This window comes from Burkholderia sp. LS-044 (genome assembly GCF_004803625.1).
GTDB lineage: Bacteria > Pseudomonadota > Gammaproteobacteria > Burkholderiales > Burkholderiaceae > Burkholderia > Burkholderia cepacia.
In genome coordinates, this window is the sequence record NZ_SSWO01000002.1 from 123,760 (window position 1) to 141,497 (window position 17,738).

Genomic DNA, 17,738 nt, shown 5'->3' on the forward strand with positions numbered 1-17,738 from the left:
GTGAACAGGTTTTCTTATGAGCGGCGCGGGCGGCGTTTGGCGGGGGATGTGGCGGGCGGTGCGGATGACGTCGTGCGTTTCGCTTTCGCCGGTGTCCTGGCTTTTGACTTCGTCGCGGAGCGGGCGGGTGTGGTGTCCGCGCGATCGGCCGTGGGCGGTGTCGGTGTCGCCGTCGCCGGCTTGGCGTGGCTTGCGGCGGCCGGCATTGCGCGCGCGACTTCGCTGGCCAGTTCCGCGATACGCGCGGCCACCGGCAGGCCCTGGCTGCGGTACGACGCGACGAGCGGCAGCGCGGGGAATTCGGGTTCGACGTCGAGCAGCTCCAGCGCACCTTCGTGCAGCTCGCGCCCGATGATCGCGGGCGGCAACGCGGCCACGCCGAAGCCGTCGGCGACGAGGCGGATCATCGCGGCGACCGACGTGATGCAGTTGATGCTGGCCGGCCGCTCGACGGCCGCGAACAGCCGTTCGATCGTCGCGTGCGGCCCGGAGTGGCGCGAGAAGCTGATGATCGGGAATTCGGCCAGGCGCGCGACGTCGAGCGGCTGGCCGCCGAGCCCGAGGCGCGGGCTGGCCGCCCAGCGCACCGGGAATTCGCAGAGCGGCAGGTTCGTGAAGTCGGGGCCCGGCACCGGGTCGGTCTGCAGGATCAGGTCGACGCCGTCGGTGCTGAGCAGGCGGATCAGGTGCAGCGTCGTGTCGCTCGTGATCTCGACGTCGAGGCGCGGATAGCGCTCGCGCAGTTGCGCCATCAGCGCGGGAAACCAGCTGTGCACGATCGATTCGATCACGCCGATCCGGATCAGGCCCGCGTCGCTCGCCGCGTCGATGTCGCGCCGCATTTCGCCGTCGAGCCGCACGATCCGCTCCGCGTACGCGAGCATGCGGCGCCCGGCGGGCGTGAGCGTGGCCGAGCGCGTGTTGCGGTCGAACAGGCGCACGTCGAACGCTTCCTCGAGCGACGCGATGCGGCTCGACACGGCGGCCTGCGTCGTGTGGAGTTTTTCGGCCGTGAGCCGGAAATTTTCCAGCTTCGCGAGCCAGACGAAGGTTTCAAGAAACCGGATGTTCATCGAAGTCCGAAACGTGAGGCGGTGCCGGGCGGGGCGGCGGGACCGGTCGATGGTAGCGGATTTTCGGTGCCGGGAAACGAGCGGGCGGCGCGGTGTGCGTCGCGGGGGCGGACGGGCGGCGGCGTGCCGGCGGGCACGCACGACGCGCCTGGTGCAACGAAGGGTGACGCGGGCGGGGCGCCCGCGCGCATCAGAGCGTGTCGAATGCGAGCGTCGGCACGTCGACGACCATCGCGCCACCGTCCGCGACGAGCGTCGCACCGGTCACGAACGACGCGTCCGGCGACGCGAGGAACGCGCACACGGCCGCGATCTCGTCCGGGGCGGCCGCGCGGCGCAGCGGCACGTCGGCGCTGACGCGCGCATACGCGCCGTCGAGCGTGTCGCCGTGCGCCGACATCAGCGGTTCCATCTCCGCATCGGCCATCGGCGTGCGGACCCAGCCGGGGCACACCGCGTTCGCCCGCACGCCGTGCGGCCCGTAGTCGCGCGCGAGCGACCGCGCGAGCCCGAGCAGCGCATGCTTGCCGACCGTGTAGCCGCACACGCCGGGCCCGGCCGCGAGCGCGGCGATCGACGCGACCAGCACGATGCTGCCGCGCTGCGCGATCAGGTCGGGCAGGCACGCGCGCGCGCTCACGAACGCGGTGTCGAGGTTCGCGTGCATCGCGTCGCGCCACTGCGCGTCGTCGGTTTCGTCCGCGCGGCCGAGCCCGTGGCCGCCCGCGCATGCGACGAGCGCGTCGACGCGGCCGACGCGTTCGGCGATGTGCGGCAGGAAGCGGGCCCAGTCGGTGGCGCTCGCGGCATCGCCGGCAAGCGCGAGGCCGCCCGTTTCGGCGGCCAGCGCGTCGAGCGGCGCCTGACGCCGGCCGATCAGCACGACGCGGTCGCCGCCGCGTGCGAAGCGGCGCGCGCATGCGGCGCCGATGCCGGTGCCGGCGCCTGTGATCGCGATCGTGCGGGGGGGCGGGTGTGTCATGTCGTGCTCCGGAAAGGGGTGGTTTCCGGTCACTTTAGGCGGGGCCGGCGAGCGCCGGTATCAGCCGAAGGGATGAACGCGGGCGGCATCCGGAGCGGGCGACCGGAGGCGGGCGCAGGCCATTTTGCAAAGGCTGACGATGTCCGGCGCCGAATCGCACTATCCTCCACATTTTTGCGATAAGTCACGAAAGCCCGGCAGAATAGCGCGGGCGAGCCGCGTATCGACGCGCGGCGCATCGGCCGGCCGATTCCGTCGTTCGAGCGGAGCGGCGGGCTGGCGATCCCGGCACGCAGGCGCTGCCTCTGCCGAACGATCGTGCCGCAACCACACAACATATCGCCCGGTTGCGCGCCCGCGCGCCGGCCATCGACAGGAACAGGGAGGGCCGGCAATGAGGCTGGACGACGAAAGGGAAAGCACGAACGTCGAGGATCGCCGTGGTGCCGGCGGGTTCGGCGGCGGGCGGGGCGCGACGATCGGCATCGGCACGATCGTGATCGCGTTCGCCGCGTCGTATTTCTTCGGGATCGACCCGCGCGTGGTGCTCGAAGGCGCATCGGCGCTGCAGGGCCGCCAGCAGCAGGCGCAGCCCGCGCCCACGCAGCGGCAGGGCGTGCCGGCGAACGATCCGGGCGCGGTGTTCACGCGCAAGGTGCTCGGCAATATCGAGCGCACGTGGACGGGCGTGTTCAATACCCAGCTGCATGCGCAATACCAGCCGCCGACGCTCGTGATGTTCACGAACTCGACCCCGACAGCCTGCGGCACGGGCCAGACGGCGATGGGGCCGTTCTATTGCCCGGCCGACCGCAAGGTGTATATCGATCTCGGTTTCTACGACGAGCTGCGCCGGCGTTTCGGCGCGGGCGGCGATTTCGCGCAGGCTTACGTGGTCGCGCACGAAGTCGGCCATCACGTGCAGAACCTGCTCGGCATTTCCGACAAGGTCGACGCCGCGCGCCGGCGGGCGAGCCAGGCGCACTCGAACGCGCTGTCGGTACGGATGGAGCTGCAGGCCGACTGCTTTGCCGGCGTATGGGCGAACAATGCGCAGCGCGCGAACCAGCGGCTGATGGAACCCGGCGATTTCGAGCAGGGGCTGAAGGCGGCCGCCGCGATCGGCGACGACCGGCTGCAGCAGCAAGGGCAGGGTTACGTCGTGCCGGAGAGCTTCACGCACGGCACCAGCGACCAGCGCGTGTACTGGCTGCGGCGCGGGATGGAATCGGGCGAGCTGAGCGCCTGCGACACGTTCGCGTCGAACGCGCGCTGACACGCGGCGCGCGCGTCGTCGCGCGCCTGTGTCGTCCCGGCTGCACCAGCCACACCAGTCACCGCCGCCAAACCGGGACGATTTGCCGATTTGTGCTCACCGGCGCTTTTCGGCGCCGATAGGCTGGCCCGAACTTCGATTTTCGATACGTTCGCGCCGCCAGCCGATTCCACCATGCCGCTCCCAACTGTTCCCGCCGATCCGGCCTCCGACGACTGGCCACGCGCGCTGCGCGCGTGCGTGGATGCGTTCGACGCGTTCGCGAGCCCGTCCGCGATCGTGTTCTACCGGCTCGACCAGAGCGGCGAGCCGGCCGATTTCGAGCTGTTCGGGATGCCGGAATCGATGCATCGCACCTATGTCGCACGCTACCGGATGCTCGATCCGCTGCATCCGTCGCGCTGCGCGGCGGGCGACCGAGCGGTCGTCACGCTCGCGTCGCAATTGCCTGACGAAAGACGCGACGCGTCCGCGTACTGGACCCGTTTCCTGCGGCGCCACGACGTGGCCGACGTCGTCGAGATCTGGCTGCGCGACGCGGGCCGGACGGTCGGCGCGTTCTCGCTATTGCGCTTCGGGGCCGGCGACGCGCGCGGCAGCGCGGCCGGCAACGCCACGGCCGGGCGGTTCGCACCCGGCGAGATCGATGCGCTCGCGCGGCTGCAGCCGGTTGCCGAAGCCGCGCTGAGCCCGCTGCTGCGCGCGCGGCGCGGGATCCACCGGATCGGCTGCGAGGAGCGGCTGACCTATCGCGAGGAGCAGATCGCGCGCCTCGTGCGCGATGGCCGCTCGAACAAGGAGATCGCGCGCGATCTCGCGCTCGGCCAGCCGACCGTCAAGACGCACCTGATGCGCATGTACCGCAAGCTCGGCGTGTCGAACCGCACGGAACTGGTGGGCGCGCTATTCCTGTAATTCATCGGATAATTGCGGTCCGGAATTCAAACCTTTCGCGATTGCCGATTCATGAATATCAAGGCGCTGCTGGCTGGGCTGCTCGTGTTGCTGGGTGTTTCCGCGGCCTCGACTGCGTTCGCGCAAGAGAGCGAACCCGATTCGTGCGCCGTACTGCAACCGCTCCGGATGCTGGCCGATGACGTCGGCGACGCTGGGACTGAACTCGGCGACGGATGGCTCGCACTGGCGCCGGACGGCAATCGCTGGAAGCTCGCGCCGGCACGCATCCGGCTCGAACCGGTGCAACCGGATGGCATTGTCGTCGACGTCACGCCCGACGTGAAACATGCCGTTGCGCTGTTGCGTTGCACATCGCTCAGGCAGGGCCGGGTCGACGCGGTGAACCTGGCGTTCCCGAACGGTGGAAGGGTGATCGAGCCCGGCCCCGAACCGCTGCGTTTCGCGTTTCACGGCCACCGGTACGCGTTGAGCTACACCGTATCCGGCGCGGTGATTGCCGAAGGCGGGGGCAAGCGGTCGGTCCTGCATGATTTCGGCGGCGACCCGCCGCCGTTTCGCGTAACCCTGATCTGGGCGGGCGACCTCGACCGCGACGGCCGACTGGACTTCCTGATGGAATTCGGGAGTGAAATCGGCACGAATTTTTGCCTGTTCACGTCGGGCAATGCCACGGAAAACGAACTGGTCGGTCCTGCAGGCTGCCTGGATGTCAGCGGCTGACCGGCCGCACGCCTCTGTCAAGCATCCACCTCGCAAGCCTGATCGGTCGAACCGTACCGAACCGGTTGGCTCGACGCCGCAATCGTTCTGCTCGAGGATTTCCGCCGTCGTGCAGTACCATGCGCGATCGTCGTTTCAATAACAACCAGGGGCCGGGTACATGGACGTCACGATCATTGCAGTTGCGCTTGTGGTCGCCGCCTTGAGCGTTGCACTGCCGATTTTCATCATCAGGACCGTGAGAAGCGGGATATACGATTCGCTGTACTTCCTGATTCCGCTGGCGCTCGGCATCTACTGGCTGGATTACCAAGCGTACGACTTCCTTGCGTCGATGGGGCACGGCTTCAGAAACTAGCATGACGCGGCGATCGGCCCTTCTGGTGGCCGGCCCCACGAATGAATTTTCACGAACAGGGGAGCGCGCCTTTCCGCCCGCATTGCGGCGTCGTTCGTCGCTTGTCCCCCAAGGGGACTTCCTTCGGGGCGTTTGGCACGGCCAAACGGCGCTCCTCACTTCTTGCACTGCGAGCGGAAAGGCACGTTCGCAAGCCCGTTATTAGCGTGAACAGGCCCTAGCCCGGTACCGGCGCGGGCATGCCCGCGCCGGTCGAGTAGGCCGGCCGGTCTGCCCGTGCGATACCGAGCCGGCTTCCCGTCTCGACACTCGACCCGCCACCGCGGGGTTCGAACCCGCCACCCTCAGCGCCCACGCGCTGCCAATTTGCGCTCACCGGGCGTGAACCCTCGTCGATACAGTGATCCGACGCCCGCGTGCCTCTCACGCACGCGGTCCAGCCACGACAATCCTCGAGACGCCCATGAGCACCACGACCTTCGTCGCCGTCAGCGACACCGTGCGCACTTTCGTTGCGCGCGATTTCGGCCTCTTCATCGACGGCGAAATGCAGCCCGCCCACGCGGCCGCGCGACTCGACGTGTACGACCCCGCGACGGGCGAGCGGCTCGCGACGGTCGCGGACGCCGACGAACGCGACGTCGACCGCGCGGTCGCCAGCGCGAAGCACGCGTTCGACACCCGCATGTGGAGCGGCCTGCGCCCGGCCGACCGCGAACGCATCCTGCTGAAACTCGCCGACCTGATCGAGGCCGACGCCGAAACGCTCGCGCAGCTCGAAACGCTGAACCAGGGCAAGTCGATTCACGTGTCGCGCGCGATCGAGGTCGGCGCGAGCGTCGAATACGTGCGCTACATGGCCGGCTGGGCGACCAAGATCACCGGCCAGACGCTCGATGTGTCGATCCCGTTTCCGCCCGGCGCGCGTTATACGGCCTATACGCGCAAGGAGCCGGTCGGCGTGGTCGCCGCGATCGTGCCTTGGAATTTCCCGCTGATGATCGCGGTGTGGAAGCTGATCCCCGCGCTCGCGGCCGGCTGCACGATCGTGCTGAAGCCGTCGCCGGAAACGCCGCTCACCGCGCTGCGCCTGGCCGAGCTCGCACGCGAAGCCGGCGTGCCGCCCGGCGTGTTCAACGTCGTCACCGGCGGCCGCGTGTGCGGCGCCGCGCTCGCGAGCCACCCGTCGATCGCGAAGATCTCGTTCACGGGCTCGACCGCGACCGGCAAGCTGGTCGGCGCGGCGGCGGTGCAGAACATGACGCGCTTCTCGCTCGAGCTCGGCGGCAAGAACCCGATCGTGATGCTCGACGACATCGACATCGCGCAGGCGCTCGACGGCGTCGCCGCCGGCGCGTTCTTCAACCAGGGGCAGGTGTGCGCGGCCGCGTCGCGCATCTATGTGCACCGCAGCAAGTTCGCGCAGCTTGCCGACGGCCTCGCAGGCGTCGCACAGTCGATGAAGCTCGGCGCGGGACTCGACACGACCGCGCAGATCAACCCGCTGGTCTCCGCGCACCATCGCGACAAGGTCGTCCAGCACATCGAGGGCGCGCGCCGCGCGGGCCTGACGTTCCTCGCGGGCGGCACGCCGGCCGACGACCTGCCCGGCTACTACGTGAAGCCGGCCGTGATCGCCGATCCGCATCCGGACAGCGCGATCGTGCGCGACGAAGTGTTCGGCCCGGTGATCGTCGTCGTGCCGTTCGACGACGCGGCCGACGCGGTGCGTCTCGCGAACGCGTCGCCGTACGGCCTCGCCGCGAGCATCTGGAGCAACGACCTGAAGCGCGTGATGAACCTCGTGCCGCAGATCGAGGCCGGCACCGTCTGGGTGAACTGCCATATCCCGCTCGATCCGTCGATGCCGTTCGGCGGCTACAAGCAATCGGGCATCGGCCGGGAGTTCGGCCAGTACGCGATCGAAGGCTTCACCGAAACCAAATCCGTCTGCATCGCGCACTGACGCGCGGCATCAACCTCGAACCCTGAACCCGGACGACCCAGGTTCAAACGATCCGACCGTGGAGACTGCAATGAGCTACAACGAAGCAAAATTCTGGCACCCGATGCTGCACCCGAACGAGATGAAGCAGCGCAAGCCGATCCGCATCGTGCGCGGCGACGGCTGCTACGTGTTCGACGAACAGGGGCGCAAGCTCGTCGACGGCGTCGCGGGCCTGTGGAACGTGAACGTCGGCCACAACCGCCAGGAAGTGAAGGACGCGATCGTGCGCCAGCTCGACGAGCTCGAATACTTCCAGCTGTTCGACGGGATCTCGCATCCGCGCGCGGAAGAGCTGTCGAAGAAGGTGATCGACCTGCTCGAACCGGAAGGGATGCGCCGCGTGCTGTACAGCTCGGGCGGCTCCGATTCGATCGAGACCGCGCTGAAGATCGCGCGCCAGTACTGGAAGGTGCGCGGCCAGGCCGACCGCACGAAGTTCATCTCGCTGAAGCAGGGTTATCACGGCACGCACTTCGGCGGCGCGTCGGTGAACGGCAACACGGTGTTTCGCCGCAACTACGAGCCGAACCTGCCGGGCTGCTTCCACGTCGAGACGCCATGGCTGTACCGCAACCCGTTCACGCAGGACCCCGAAGAACTCGGCCGGATCTGCGCGGAAATGCTGGAGCGCGAGATCCAGTTCCAGAGCCCGGACACGGTGGCCGCATTCATCGCGGAGCCGATCCAGGGCGCGGGCGGCGTGATCGTGCCGCCGGCCAACTACTGGCCGCTCGTGCGCGAGGTGTGCGACCGTTACGGCGTCCTGCTGATCGCCGATGAAGTGGTGACGGGCTTCGGCCGCAGCGGCAGCATGTTCGGCAGCCGCGGCTGGGGCGTGCGCCCGGACATCATGTGTCTCGCGAAGGGGATCTCGTCGGGCTACGTGCCGCTCGGCGCGACGGTCGTGAACGCGCGGATCGAGGACGCGTTCGCCGCGAACGCCGATTTCGGCGGCGCGATCATGCACGGCTACACGTATGCGGGCCACCCGGTCGCATGCGCGGCCGCGATCGCGAGCCTCGACATCGTCGTGAAGGAAGACCTGCCGGCGAATGCGGCGAAGCAGGGCGCATATCTGCTCGAAGCGCTGCAGCCGTTCGCGGAACGCTTCGCGGCGGTCGGCGAGGTGCGCGGCAAGGGGCTGATGCTCGCGCTCGACCTCGTCGCGAACAAGGACACGCGCGAGCCGATCGACCCGCTGTCCGGCTACGCGAACGCGGTCGCGGAAGTCGCGCGCGAGAACGGCGTGCTGGTGCGTCCGGTCGGCACGAAGATCATCCTGTCGCCGCCGCTCGTGATCCAGCGCGAGCAGCTCGACCGGATCATCGACGCGCTCGCGGCGGGCTTCGAGGCCGTGCCGTTCGCGTAACGGCGTGATCGCGTGACGGCACGCCGGCGGCGGGCAGCGCGGCCGCCGCCGGTTTGCCGATTTGCGCTATGACCGGATTATTTTGCCTGCGTATTTTTTCGACATCGGATCAAGGTGTGATCGACAGGGGGCCCGGGAATCGAAGCGCTGAAGCGCCGCCCCGGGCCGACCGCAAAGCATGGGGCCCCGATAGCTGCCGGAGCGCAGGTTCGGGCCCGTTCAGGAAGGAGACGAAGATGTCGGGATGGTCAGGTATTACCGGCGCCGCGGGCGGCGCGCCCGCCGGCACGCCGGCCGAGGCAGGCGGCGGCACGGCGCTGAAGGCGGGTGCGGTCGGCTTTCCGACCGCGCTGGCGAGCGCCGTCGGCCTCATCATGGCAAGCCCGGTGATCCTCACCGCGACGTCGGGCTTCGGGATGGGCGGCTGGGCGTTCGCGGTCGCGATGATCATCGCGTTCGTGATGATGCAGGCGCAGGCGACCACGTTCTCGGAAGCCGCCGCGATGCTGCCGACGGCCGGCTCGGTTTACGATTACCTGTCGTGCGGGCTCGGCCGCTTCTGGGCGATCACCGGCACGATCTCCGCGTATTTCCTCGTGCACGTGTTCGCCGGCACGGCGGAAACGATCCTGAGCGGCATCATGGCGCTCGTCAATTTCGAATCGCTGAATGCCGCGTTCGAGAAGCACAACAGCTCGTGGCTCGTCGGCGTCGGCCTCGTGGTCACGTTCGCGATCACCAACATCATCGGCATCAAGGTGTTCAGCAAGCTCGAGATCGTGCTGACGGCCGGCATGTGGCTGTCGCTGATGATCTTCGGCATCCTCGGCCTCGCGGCCGCGCCGGCCGTGCATCTCGACGGCTGGTTCGGCGGCTCGGAAGTCGGCACGTCGGTGCCGGCCGTGCTGTCGCTCGTCGGGATGGCGATGTTCATGTTCGTCGGCTGCGAGTTCGTCACGCCGCTCGCGCCGGAAATGAAGGCGCCGGGCAAGACGATTCCGCGCGCGATGGCGCTCGGCCTCGTCGGCGTCGCGATCTGCATGTTCCTGTACGGCGCGGCGATCCGCCGCCAGGTCGCGAACGTGCCCGTGAGCCCCGACGGCCTCACGCACCTGCTCGACACGCCGGGCGCGATTCCCGCGTTCGCGCTGCAGGTGCTTGGGCCCTTCGGCCGCATCTGGTTCGGCATCGCGTTCCTGTGCGCGGGCGCCGCGACGATCAACACGCTGATGGCCGGGCTGCCGCGCATCCTGTACGGGATGGCGATCGACGGCGCGCTGCCGCGCTGCTTCGCGTACCTGCATCCGCGCTTCAAGACGCCGGTGGTCGGCATCGTCGCGGCGGCGATCGTGCCGATCTTCCACGCGTGGCTGATCAACGGCAATCTCGACAGCATCCTGCACCTCGTGCTCGCGGCGACCTGCGCATGGGGCACCGCGTACCTGCTCGTCACCGCGTCGGTCGTGATGCTGCGGATTCGCCGCCCGGACCTGCCGCGCCCGTACCGTTCGCCGCTGTTCCCGCTGCCGCAGATCGTGTCGAGCGTCGGCATCGTGCTCGCGATCTGGTACATCACGCCGCCGGGCATGAACGCGCGCGACATCTACGTGCCGTTCGGCGCGATGCTCGGGCTCACCGCGCTGTACGCGCTGTTCTGGACGCTCGTCGTGCAGCGCCGTCATCCGTTCAAGCCGGTGCCGGTGGAAGAAGTGCTGCGCAACGAGCACGTCGCGTCGTGAAGGCTGTGCTCGCCCGCTGGCGCGCGGCGCCCGATGCGCCGCCGCCCGGCCATCGGCCCGGCGCGATCGCCGCGCGCGTGCTCGCCGATCTGGGCGCCGCGCGCGATGCCGACGGGGGCGGCAGTTTGACGGCCCGATTGCCGAACGGCGTGCGCGTGGGCATCGACGAGCGTGTCGATCGCCAATTCCTGATGCATACGGTCAGCGTGAGGGTGGCGGCAACCGCGTGCGGCCCGGCCGTGCGGGGCCGCGCGCGGGTGACGCAGACCGGCTGGCTGCGCCGCACGGGCATCGACGCGGTGGCCGAGCCGGGATGCGACCCCGGATTCGTCGACACGGTGGCCGCGCTGGTCGCCGAGCCGTCGCTGGCCGACGCGCTGCGGCCGCTGCACCTGACCGACTGCGCGATCGACGCGCGCGACGGCCGCTGGACGCTCGCGATCGTGCCGTTCGGCGGCAGCGAGGTCGTGAACCGGATGCCGTCGTTCCGCCGCTACGTCCGCCTGACGGGCGAGCAGGCCGCCGCGCTGTCGGCGGCCTGTCTTGCGTTCGAAACCGCACTACGCAGGATTTTGCACGGGTAAGCTGTGGCGTTGCGCGCCGGGGGAACCCGGCGGCCGCGTTTAGGGGTTTTACCGGAGATGCCGATGCTGTTCCAGTCACGCTCACACGAAGACGTGCACGATCACGGGCTCGCGATCGCGGGCTGGCATCAGGTCTACCGCCAGATGACGCCGGGCCGCTTCAAGGGCACCGTCACGCAGGTGCTGTACGACGATTTTCACTTCTTCCGCGAGACGACCAACCGGCGCGTCGCGCAAACCGGGCTCGCGCCGGCCGGGCGCACGTCGCTCGCGGTGCCGCTGTCGGTGCCGCTCGCGGGCACGTTCCAGGGCCAGCCCGTCGACGGCTATGCGCTGCTCGCGCTGCGCGCCGGCGAGGATTTCGAATTCCATACGCCGGAAGGGATGGGGCTCGTCGGGATCAGCGCGGCGTCCGACATGGTCGACGAGCTGTGCGAAGCCGAATTCGGTGCATCCGGCGCGCGCAAGCTGCGCCACGTGACGCGGCTGTCCGACGAGCAGGGCGTCGCGCTCGGCGTGCGGCTGTCGTCGTTGATCGACGATGCGCAGCGCAACCCCGGCCACCTCGAATACGCGGCCACCCGCAAGATGTTTCGCGACGCGATGCTCGGCATGTTCCTCGACGCGCTCGAGCAGGGCATCGGCGTCGAGCGCCGCGACATCACGCACGCCACCTACAGCGACATCGTGAGCCGTTGCGAGAAGCATCTGCGCGACCGCCCCGAGGAACCCGTCACCGTGCTCGAACTGTGCCGCGCGCTGCGCTGCAGCCGCCGCACGCTGCAGACGAGCTTTCAACGCGTGGCCGACGTCACGCCGGTCGGCTATCTGCGCACGATCCGGCTGAACGCGGTGCGCCGCATGCTGCGCACGACATCCGTGCAGCAGCTCGGCGTCGGCGAGGCCGCCGCGAGCTGGGGGTTCACGCACCTCGGTTATTTCGCGCGCGAGTATCGCGACCTGTTCGGCGAGCTGCCTTCCCAGACGACGCGTCCCGAATGACGCACGCGCACCGCGACGCCGCCGCCGGGCAACGTCGCGGGCCATGCGCGCCACGGTTTGCCGATTTGCGATAGAGGTCCTGAATTTTCGCTGGATAGAGTCCTGTCACCCATATCGACAACCCCATCGATCTGCACTGCGTATCGATGACAACAGAGGGGCGGGACATGAGAATCGGAAGACGACTGGCCGCGGCCGCGGCCACGCTCGGGTGCATGCACGCACACGCGCAGACCTCCGGCAGCGTGACGCTGTACGGCACCGTGGACACCGGCATCATCTACTCGACGAACCAGCAGTTCACGCGCGCCGACGGCAGCACGGGCGGCGGCCATGCGTGGCAGATGGGCGGCGGCAACCTCGTGCCGTCGCGCTTCGGTTTCCAGGGGGCCGAGCCGCTCGGCGGCGGGCTCGACGCGGTGTTCACGCTCGAGCAGCAGTTCCTGTCCGCGAACGGGCAGGCGCTGCAGGGCGGCACGGCGTTCAGCCGGCAGGCGTGGGTCGGGCTGCGCCAGGACGGGATCGGCACGCTCGGCCTCGGCCGCCAATACGACTCGTACACGGACATGCTCGGCGCGTACGTATCGAGCAACAACTGGGCGACGCCGTACGGCTCGCACCTCGGCGACGTCGACAACCTGAACGCTGCATTCAACTTCAACAACGCGGTGAAGTTCACCAGCGCCGATTTCAACGGCTTCACGTTCGGCGGCACGTTCAGCTTCGGCGGGCAGGCCGGCGATTTCTCCGCGAAGCGCGGCTATGCGGTGGCCGCGACGTACACGCGCGCGCCGGTGGCGTTCTCGGTCGGCTACCTCGACCTGCACCAGCCGCTCGACGCGGCGCTCGGCGGCGCGAGCGGCTATATCGGCGATTTCGCGTGCAGCAACCCGGGCGCGATGTACTGCCTGCTGCAGGATGCCGGCTCGATGCGCGCGTTCGGTGCGGGCGGGTCGGTCACGTTCGGCGCGGCGACGATCGCGCTCACCTACACGCATACGCGCCTCGGTGACAGCCGCTACTTCTCGACCGCCGCGCAGCCGCGTACGCAGGCGTTCACGTTCGACATCGGCGAACTGAACGCCACGTACATGTTCACGCCGGCGCTGCAGGGCGGCATCGCGTACATCTTCAACGCGGCCCATACCGACGGGCGCGGCACGACGCGCTTTCATCAGGTGAATGTCGGCACGAACTACAGCCTGTCGAAGCGCACGGCGCTGTACGCGGTCGCGATCGGCCAGATCGCGAGCGGGACGGGGCTCGGCACCGACGCGAGCGGGAACGCGGTGAACTACGCGCAGATTCCGGTGCTCGCGAACAGCAACTCGAGCCGGCAACTGGCGGTGATGGCCGGGATCCGCGTGAATTTCTGACCGGAGCGGAGGCACGGAGCGGCAGGCGGGGCGGGGCAGCCGGGCACGGCGGCGGCCGTTCCCGCCGCGTGCCATAAATTCGTAACGATCGGCGTGAACAATGGCGTTCGCTTCAGGCGGCCAGAAGCGTCGCCCGCGTTGCACACGTGTGCAACGCCTGGCCGTCCCGCCACCACGCCGAACGAGAGAGACCTCATGACCTTGCTGAGCCGCCTGCGCGCGCTGTCCGCCGCCGTTGCGCTGTCCCTTGCCGCCTCGCACGCCTTCGCGGCGGATCTCGTCATCGCGGGCCGCGACGACATCTACGGCAAGGGCCTGGCCGACGCCGTCGCCGGCTTCAACAAGCTGCACCCGGGCACCGAGATCGAATTGCTCAAGCTGCCGAACGCGAACCTGTACCAGAAGCTCAAGCTGTCGATGCGCGAAGGCACCGGCGCGTACGACCTCGTGATGATGGACGACACGTGGGCGCCCGAATTCATCGGCAACGGCTGGCTGAAGCCGCTGCCGGCATCGCTCGCCGACGCCGATCTCGTGCCGTCCGTCGTCGCGCTCGGCCGCAACGCGGCCGGTGCGCTGTATGCGCTGCCGATCGTCGGCAACGTCGAGATGTTCGCGTACCGCAAGGACCTGCTCGCGAAATGCAAGCTGCAGCCGCCGCGCAACTGGGACGACGTGCTGAAGATCGCGCAGACCGTCGGCGGCGCGGACAAGAGCGTGTCGGGTGTCGTGTTCCGCGGGACCAAGGGCAATCCCGTCGTCACAGGCTTCCTGCCGATCCTGTGGGCATACGGCGGCGACGTGTTCGACCGTGCCGGCAACGTGACGATCGATTCGCGCGAGGCGCAGGCAGCGCTGAAGACCTTCCTCGCGCTGAAGGCGTCCGCGCCGAAGGACGTCGACGTCTACGGTGCGGCGGAAGTGCGCGACGCGCTGCAGCGCGGCACGGCCGCGCAGTCGATCGAGGTGTGGCCTGCGTGGGTGCCGGCGCTCGACGATCCGAAGCAGTCGCGCGTGGTCGGGCAGATCGCGCTGCAGCCGCCGCCCGGGCAGACTGCCGGCTCGGCGCCGATGCTCGGCATCTGGCAGATGGGCATTCCGAAGGACGCGCCGCACGCGAAGCTCGCGCAGGATTTCCTCGCATACCTGACCAACCGCGACACGCAGACGCGCCTCGCCGGCATCGGCATTCCGCCGACCCGCCGCAGCGTGTTCAACGATCCGGCGCTGGTGCGCCAGTATCGCTGGTATCCGGATCAGCTGAAGGCGCTCGAGGCCGGCCGTGCGCGGCCGCGCGTGAAGGACTGGCAGCAGGTCGAGAGCATTCTCGGCGACCAGCTGCAGCTCGCGCTGACGGGGCAGGCCGCGCCCGACGCCGCGCTGCGCCAGGCGCAGCAGAAGATCGCGCAGGCGACGGCCGCGGCCGGCAAGTGACGGCGCACCTCGCGATGTCGTCCGGAACCCGCGCATGAAAGCCTTTGGCCGCAGCCTGCCGTTCGTCGCACTGCTCGGGCCCGCGCTGCTGGTGCTCGCCGCGCTCGCGCTGTATCCGGTCGCGCAGGTGCTGATCGATTCGTTCTGCCACGTCGACTACTCGGCCGGCCGCCGCGCGTTCGCGGGGCTCGCGAACTATCGCGCGGTGCTTGGTGACGACGCGTTCACGGCCGGCTTCGGCAACACGCTGCGCTTCACGATCGTCGCGTCGCTCGCCGAAGTCGCGCTGGGTTTCGGCCTTGCGCTGCTGTTCGTGCGCGCGTTTCCGGGGCGGCGCATCGCGCTGCCGCTCGCGATCCTGCCGATGATGTTGTCCACGCTCGTGTGCTCGGCGATCTGGCGCAACTGGCTCAACTTCGACGGCTTCCTGAACGCGCTCCTCGCGGCGTTCGGCGTCGAAGGCGTGCGCTGGCTGTCCGATCCGCATCTCGCGTTGTGGTCGCTCGCGCTCGTCGACGTATGGCAGTGGACGCCGATGGCCTTCCTGATCGTGCTGGCCGGGTTGCAGTCGATCCCGCAGGAACTGTACGAAGCCGCGCGCACCGACGGCGCGAGCGAGTGGCAGTGCCTGCGCGACATCACGCTGCCGCTCGCGGCGCCTCAAATCGGCCTCGCGCTGCTGCTGCGCTCGATCGACACGTTCAAGCTGTTCGACAAGGTCTATGCGCTGACGGGCGGCGGCCCCGGCAACGCGACGCAGACGCTGTCGACCTACATCTACGACACGGGCTTCCGCTTCTTCAACGTCGGGCCGGCGAGCGCCGCGTCGGTGCTGATGCTCGCGGCGTCCGCGCTGCTGGTCTCGGGGTATGTATGGCAGACGGTTCGCAAGCGGCGCGCATGACGGCGCAATCCGCAGGCATTTCGCGCGCACGCACGAGCGCCGCATTCGGTCGCGCGCTGCCGTGGGCGTTGCGCATCGCCGCGCTCGCGCTGTTGCTGCTGCCGTGCCTGTGGATGGCCGGCGCGGCCTTCATGCCGACGCTCGAACGTCTCGATCATCCGATGCGGATCTGGCCGGCCGCGCCGACCTTCGCGCATTTCGCATCGGTATGGTCCAACGGCATCGGCGCGCCCCTCTTCAATTCATTGCTGGTCGGCTTCGGCACGACGCTGTTGGCGCTGGCGCTCGCGTTTCCGGCCGCGTACGCGCTCGTGCGGCTGCGCTTTCCGGCGCGGCTCGACCTGCTGTTCCTGATGCTCGTGCTTGCGTTGAAGCTGATGCCGCCGATCACGATCGCGGTGCCGCTGTTCGCGCTCGCGAAACGGCTGCACCTGCTCGATTCGACGCCCGGCCTGATGCTCGCATATCAGATCTATGCGCTGCCGATGGCGATCTGGATGCTGCTCGCGTTCGTGCGCGACGTGCCGATCGAATACGAGGAAGCGGCCTGCATCGACGGCGCGGGGCTGGCTCGACGGCTCCTGCAGATCGTGCTGCCGCTGTGCGCGCCGGGCCTGATCGCGACCGCGATCTTCGTGTTCATCGCCGCTTGGAACGAATTCCTGATCGCGCTGCTGTTCGTGTCGACGCCGAGCCGCTTCACGCTGCCGCTCGCGATTGCCGGCTACGTGACGGAGAACGGGATCGACTGGGGCGACCTGATGAGCGCCGGGCTGATGGCGTCGCTGCCCACGCTGGCCGTGGCCGGCTATGTGCAGCGTTACCTGCTGCGCGGATTCGCGGGCGGGTTGAAGTGACGCCGATGCAGGGCGGCGGTGCGCCGCGCGGCAGGCACCGCTGCGCGCTCGCGCCTTTCATGCAACCCGTTGGCGCACGCGTGCGCATCGCACGTCGCTACGCCGGACGGCCGGCGCAGCTGTGACGAACGACGCAGGTCACCGGCACGACCCGCGTGCGCGATGCGCCGGCGAACGCCTGCATCCGCTCGGCGAGCATGTCGACGGCCGCGTTCGCGAGGCCTTGCGTATCCTGACGGAGCGTCGTCAGCGCATAGCCGTCGAATGCGGCGGCAGGAATGTCGTCGAAGCCGATGACGCGCAAGTCTTCCGGCACGCGCAGCCCGAACTGCTGGCGCGCGGTGTCGATCAAGCCCAACGCGAGCAGGTCGGACGAGCAGAACACGCCGTCCGGAACGGTGTCGCCGGACAGCAGATGTCGTGCCGCTTCGACACCGCATGCGTATGTGTCGGACGGCGTGTCTTGAATCCGTACGCTTGCAGCGCGAGCGGTATCGCCGTGACGACGCAGCGCTTCGACGAACGCAGCGGCACGCGCGTTCGCACTGTAGCTCGCGTTGCGCGGCCCGACGAACGCAACCCGGCGCGCGCCCGCCTGCGCGAGCATTCGCGCGGCATGCGCGGCGCCCGCCGCGTTGTCGCTCACGACGATATCCGCGCCCGGCAGATTCGCGTCGCGGTTGATCATCACGACCGGGATCCGGTGTTCGAGATACTGCTGCGCCACCGACAGCGGCGGCGACGCGGACGTCATCACGAGGCCCGCGATCCGGTAGCTGAGCAACTGTTCGAGCGATTGCCGGACCTGGCGCGGGTCTTCCGCATTGGTCACGAGCGGCGTGAGCGCGCGCTGCCCGAGCGCGGCCATCAGGTCCGACAGCAGCCGCGCGCGAAACGGATTCTCGAACCCGGCCGTCACGACGCCGATCATGCTGCTGCGCTGCGTGATCATGTCGCGCGCGATCAGGTTGACCTGGTAGCCGAGCGCGCGCGCGGCGATCATCACGCGCTCACGGGTTTGCGGTGCGATGCTCGCCGTCGGCGAGAATGCACGCGACACCGCGGAGCGCGAGACGCCGGCGCGCGCCGCGACATCCGACGCCGTCACCCACGGTTTTCTTTCCTTGTCATTCATCGA

The 17,738-nt window shown here is 69.0% G+C and carries 16 protein-coding genes; 13 read left to right on the forward strand and 3 right to left on the reverse strand.

Annotated elements, in window-relative coordinates:
* Nucleotides 1-14 precede the first annotated feature (14 nt).
* The gene (locus E9536_RS05670; protein WP_136469460.1) at nucleotides 15-1,073 is read right to left on the reverse strand and encodes a LysR family transcriptional regulator; all 1,059 of its coding nucleotides are present in this window, start codon (nucleotides 1,071-1,073) and stop codon (nucleotides 15-17) included.
* A gap of 190 nt (nucleotides 1,074-1,263) precedes the next feature.
* Nucleotides 1,264-2,055, reverse strand: a complete 792-nt coding sequence (locus E9536_RS05675) for an SDR family oxidoreductase (protein ID WP_060350044.1) — start codon at nucleotides 2,053-2,055, stop codon at nucleotides 1,264-1,266.
* Nucleotides 2,056-2,449: 394 nt separating this feature from the next.
* Here E9536_RS05675 and E9536_RS05680 point away from each other — a divergent pair, with 394 nt between their 5' ends.
* From E9536_RS05680 to E9536_RS05745, 13 genes are all read left to right on the forward strand, one after another.
* Nucleotides 2,450-3,331 carry a neutral zinc metallopeptidase gene (locus E9536_RS05680; RefSeq protein ID WP_027789466.1) on the forward strand — a complete coding sequence of 294 codons (882 nt, stop codon included), beginning with the start codon at nucleotides 2,450-2,452 and terminating at the stop codon, nucleotides 3,329-3,331.
* A gap of 174 nt (nucleotides 3,332-3,505) precedes the next feature.
* The gene (locus tag E9536_RS05685) at nucleotides 3,506-4,246 is read left to right on the forward strand and encodes a LuxR C-terminal-related transcriptional regulator (protein ID WP_059683976.1); all 741 of its coding nucleotides are present in this window, start codon (nucleotides 3,506-3,508) and stop codon (nucleotides 4,244-4,246) included.
* Nucleotides 4,247-4,297: 51 nt separating this feature from the next.
* Nucleotides 4,298-4,969, forward strand: coding sequence for a hypothetical protein (locus E9536_RS05690; RefSeq protein ID WP_136469461.1), 672 nt, complete (start codon nucleotides 4,298-4,300; stop codon nucleotides 4,967-4,969).
* A 160-nt stretch (nucleotides 4,970-5,129) separates the two neighbouring features.
* On the forward strand, nucleotides 5,130-5,327 hold the full coding sequence (locus E9536_RS05695) for a hypothetical protein (protein WP_059683979.1): 198 nt from the start codon (nucleotides 5,130-5,132) through the stop codon (nucleotides 5,325-5,327).
* Between the two features lie 463 nt (nucleotides 5,328-5,790).
* On the forward strand, nucleotides 5,791-7,293 hold the full coding sequence (locus E9536_RS05705) for an aldehyde dehydrogenase family protein (RefSeq protein ID WP_136469462.1): 1,503 nt from the start codon (nucleotides 5,791-5,793) through the stop codon (nucleotides 7,291-7,293).
* Nucleotides 7,294-7,363: 70 nt separating this feature from the next.
* Complete coding sequence (locus E9536_RS05710; protein ID WP_136469463.1) at nucleotides 7,364-8,704, forward strand: aspartate aminotransferase family protein; 1,341 nt, start codon at nucleotides 7,364-7,366, stop codon at nucleotides 8,702-8,704.
* Between the two features lie 236 nt (nucleotides 8,705-8,940).
* Nucleotides 8,941-10,443 (forward strand): APC family permease, encoded by a 1,503-nt coding sequence (locus tag E9536_RS05715; RefSeq protein WP_021163647.1) that lies wholly within the window; start codon nucleotides 8,941-8,943, stop codon nucleotides 10,441-10,443.
* A complete protein-coding gene (locus tag E9536_RS05720) occupies nucleotides 10,440-11,027 on the forward strand; it encodes a DUF3156 family protein (protein WP_136469464.1) in 588 nt (195 codons plus the stop codon). Before E9536_RS05715 ends, E9536_RS05720 begins: the two co-directional genes overlap by 4 nt.
* A gap of 63 nt (nucleotides 11,028-11,090) precedes the next feature.
* A complete protein-coding gene (locus E9536_RS05725) occupies nucleotides 11,091-12,029 on the forward strand; it encodes a helix-turn-helix domain-containing protein (protein WP_021163645.1) in 939 nt (312 codons plus the stop codon).
* 167 nt (nucleotides 12,030-12,196) lie between these two features.
* Complete coding sequence (locus tag E9536_RS05730) at nucleotides 12,197-13,405, forward strand: porin (protein ID WP_136469465.1); 1,209 nt, start codon at nucleotides 12,197-12,199, stop codon at nucleotides 13,403-13,405.
* A 195-nt stretch (nucleotides 13,406-13,600) separates the two neighbouring features.
* Nucleotides 13,601-14,839, forward strand: a complete 1,239-nt coding sequence (locus tag E9536_RS05735; RefSeq protein WP_136469466.1) for an ABC transporter substrate-binding protein — start codon at nucleotides 13,601-13,603, stop codon at nucleotides 14,837-14,839.
* Between the two features lie 34 nt (nucleotides 14,840-14,873).
* On the forward strand, nucleotides 14,874-15,743 hold the full coding sequence (locus tag E9536_RS05740; protein WP_060359831.1) for a sugar ABC transporter permease: 870 nt from the start codon (nucleotides 14,874-14,876) through the stop codon (nucleotides 15,741-15,743).
* Nucleotides 15,740-16,600: a carbohydrate ABC transporter permease gene (locus E9536_RS05745; protein ID WP_136469467.1), complete on the forward strand. Its 861-nt coding sequence runs from the start codon at nucleotides 15,740-15,742 to the stop codon at nucleotides 16,598-16,600. Before E9536_RS05740 ends, E9536_RS05745 begins: the two co-directional genes overlap by 4 nt.
* Before the next feature lie 97 nt (nucleotides 16,601-16,697).
* Here E9536_RS05745 and E9536_RS05750 read toward each other — a convergent pair whose 3' ends face one another.
* Nucleotides 16,698-17,735, reverse strand: coding sequence for a LacI family DNA-binding transcriptional regulator (locus E9536_RS05750; protein WP_136469468.1), 1,038 nt, complete (start codon nucleotides 17,733-17,735; stop codon nucleotides 16,698-16,700).
* Nucleotides 17,736-17,738: the final 3 nt, after the last annotated feature.

Excerpts from the sequence above, each read along its gene's own strand:
- E9536_RS05690 (WP_136469461.1), top strand. The coding sequence starts at position 4,298 with ATGAATATCAAGGCGCTGCTGGCTGGGCTGCTCGTGTTGCTGGGTGTT.
- E9536_RS05745 (WP_136469467.1), top strand. The coding sequence starts at position 15,740 with ATGACGGCGCAATCCGCAGGCATTTCGCGCGCACGCACGAGCGCCGCA.
- E9536_RS05695 (WP_059683979.1), top strand. The coding sequence starts at position 5,130 with ATGGACGTCACGATCATTGCAGTTGCGCTTGTGGTCGCCGCCTTGAGC.
- E9536_RS05710 (WP_136469463.1), top strand. The coding sequence starts at position 7,364 with ATGAGCTACAACGAAGCAAAATTCTGGCACCCGATGCTGCACCCGAAC.
- E9536_RS05730 (WP_136469465.1), top strand. The coding sequence starts at position 12,197 with ATGAGAATCGGAAGACGACTGGCCGCGGCCGCGGCCACGCTCGGGTGC.
- E9536_RS05685 (WP_059683976.1), top strand. The coding sequence starts at position 3,506 with ATGCCGCTCCCAACTGTTCCCGCCGATCCGGCCTCCGACGACTGGCCA.
- E9536_RS05725 (WP_021163645.1), top strand. The coding sequence starts at position 11,091 with ATGCTGTTCCAGTCACGCTCACACGAAGACGTGCACGATCACGGGCTC.
- E9536_RS05675 (WP_060350044.1), bottom strand. The coding sequence starts at position 2,055 with ATGACACACCCGCCCCCCCGCACGATCGCGATCACAGGCGCCGGCACC.
- E9536_RS05750 (WP_136469468.1), bottom strand. The coding sequence starts at position 17,735 with ATGAATGACAAGGAAAGAAAACCGTGGGTGACGGCGTCGGATGTCGCG.
- E9536_RS05735 (WP_136469466.1), top strand. The coding sequence starts at position 13,601 with ATGACCTTGCTGAGCCGCCTGCGCGCGCTGTCCGCCGCCGTTGCGCTG.
- E9536_RS05715 (WP_021163647.1), top strand. The coding sequence starts at position 8,941 with ATGTCGGGATGGTCAGGTATTACCGGCGCCGCGGGCGGCGCGCCCGCC.
- E9536_RS05705 (WP_136469462.1), top strand. The coding sequence starts at position 5,791 with ATGAGCACCACGACCTTCGTCGCCGTCAGCGACACCGTGCGCACTTTC.
- E9536_RS05740 (WP_060359831.1), top strand. The coding sequence starts at position 14,874 with ATGAAAGCCTTTGGCCGCAGCCTGCCGTTCGTCGCACTGCTCGGGCCC.
- E9536_RS05680 (WP_027789466.1), top strand. The coding sequence starts at position 2,450 with ATGAGGCTGGACGACGAAAGGGAAAGCACGAACGTCGAGGATCGCCGT.
- E9536_RS05670 (WP_136469460.1), bottom strand. The coding sequence starts at position 1,073 with ATGAACATCCGGTTTCTTGAAACCTTCGTCTGGCTCGCGAAGCTGGAA.